At 70.6% G+C, this 1969-nt stretch carries 2 protein-coding genes; both read left to right on the top strand.

Annotated elements, in window-relative coordinates; translation table 11 throughout:
* Positions 1–43 precede the first annotated feature (43 nt).
* Positions 44–1627: an NAD(P)-binding domain-containing protein gene (locus AB0G02_RS37350; RefSeq protein ID WP_360804374.1), complete on the top strand. Its 1584-nt coding sequence runs from the start codon at positions 44–46 to the stop codon at positions 1625–1627.
* Positions 1624–1953, top strand: coding sequence for an alpha-hydroxy-acid oxidizing protein (locus AB0G02_RS37345; protein WP_360804371.1), 330 nt, complete (start codon positions 1624–1626; stop codon positions 1951–1953). The genes AB0G02_RS37350 and AB0G02_RS37345 overlap by 4 nt, the downstream gene beginning before the upstream one ends.
* Positions 1954–1969: the final 16 nt, after the last annotated feature.

Raw genomic sequence — 1969 nt, 5'->3', positions numbered from 1 at the left:
GCCGGACAAGCGCCTGCTGCCCCACTGATCCGAGGAGAATGTCGTGTCCAGCGAGTTTTCGACGGAGTGTCTCGTCATCGGCGCCGGCCCGGCGGGCCTCCAGGCGTCCTACCTGCTCTCCCGCGCCGGGCGGGACCACCTGGTGCTGGAGGCCGGTGACGTGCCCGGCGCGTTCTTCACCCGCTTCCCCCGGCACCGCACCCTGATCTCCATCAACAAGCCGATCACCGGCTGGGACGACCCCGAGCTGAACCTGCGCACCGACTGGAACTCGCTGCTGTCCGACGACCCGTCGCTGCTGTTCACCGGGTACACCCCGCGCTACTTCCCGCACGCCGACGACATGGTCCGCTACCTGGCCGACTTCGCCGCGAAGAACGACCTGCCGATCCGCTACGGGACGTCGGTGGTGTCGGTGACCCGGCCGGACGACTTCGTGGTCCGCGACCAGCACGGCAACACCTACCGGGCGCCGCGGCTCATCGTCGCGACCGGCGTGTCCAAGCCGTACGTGCCGCCGATCGACGGGGTCGAGCTCGCGGAGCGGTACGACGAGGTGTCGGTGGACCCGGCCGACTTCACCGGGCAGCGGGTGCTCATCATCGGGCGCGGCAACTCGGCGTTCGAGACGGCCGACAACCTCGTGGAGACCACGGCGGTCATCCACGTGGCCGGTCCCGGGTCGTTGAAGCTGGCGTGGCAGACCCACTTCGTCGGCCACCTGCGCGCGGTGAACAACAACTTCCTCGACACCTACCAGCTCAAGTCGCAGAACGCGTTGCTGGACGGGCGGATCGTGGACATCCGGCGCGACGGGGACGGGTTCCTGGTGCGGGTCGCGTTCCAGCGGGTCGCGGAGCGGGTGAAGGAGATCCGCTACGACCGGGTGATCCTGGCGACCGGGTTCCGGTTCGACGCCTCGATCTTCGCGCCCGAGTGCCGCCCGGAGCTGACGATCAACGACCGCTTCCCGCACCAGACCGCGGCCTGGGAGTCGGTCAACGTGCCTGACCTGTTCTTCGCGGGCACCATCACGCAGGCCAGGGACTTCAAGAAGTCCACCAGCGGGTTCATCCACGGCTTCCGGTACGGGGTGGTGGCGCTGCACCGCATCCTGGAGCACCGCTACCACGGCGTGCCGTGGCCCAGCCGGGACCTCGCCCCCACCCCCGAGGCGATCGTCGAGGCCGTCATCGAACGGGTCAACCGCACCTCGGCGCTGTGGCAGATGTTCTCGTTCCTGGCCGACGCCGTGCTGATCGGGTCGGACGGCGCGATCCGCTACGCCGAGGAGGTGCCGGTGGACCACCTGCACGAGGCGGTCGCGCGCGGTGACTTCGGTGACGTCGAGTCCTACGTGGCGGTGACGCTGGAGTACGGCGAGGACCACGACAAGGTGAACCCGTTCGACGTCACCACGAGCCGGGTGTCCCAAGAGGACACCAGCGGGCTCGACGGGCGCTACCTCCACCCGGTCGTGCGGCACTACCGCGGCGGCGAGGTCGTCGGTGAGCACCACATCACCGAGAACCTGGAGAACGAGTGGGACAGCGAGGAGGTGCACCGGGCGCCGCTGCTGGCGTTCCTGCACGCGCGGCTCGCGCCGACCGCCGTGGGTTCGCCGTGAGCACCGGTCTGGCCGAGCTGCACGACAAGGCGCGGGCGGTGCTCGACCCGGTGCACTACGACTACTACGCCGGCGGCGTCGGTGACGAGGTCGTGCTCGGGGAGAACGAGGCGGCGTTCCGGCGGCTCGCCCTGCTGCCGAGGGTGCTGCGCGGGCAGCCGACCCGCGACCTCCGCGTCGACCTGCCCGGTGGCCGCCTGGACGTGCCCGTGCTGGTCTCGCCCACCGCGTTCCACCGGCTCGCCCACCCGGACGGCGAGCTGGCGACGGCGCGGGCGACCGCGGCGGTGCCCGTGGTCAACGCCGGGAAGGACCCCTGCGCCTAGGGCCGACTGGACGTCA

Source organism: Actinosynnema sp. NPDC023658 (genome assembly GCF_040639995.1).
Lineage (GTDB): Bacteria > Actinomycetota > Actinomycetes > Mycobacteriales > Pseudonocardiaceae > Actinosynnema.
This window is presented reverse-complemented; position numbering and strand designations above follow the sequence as displayed.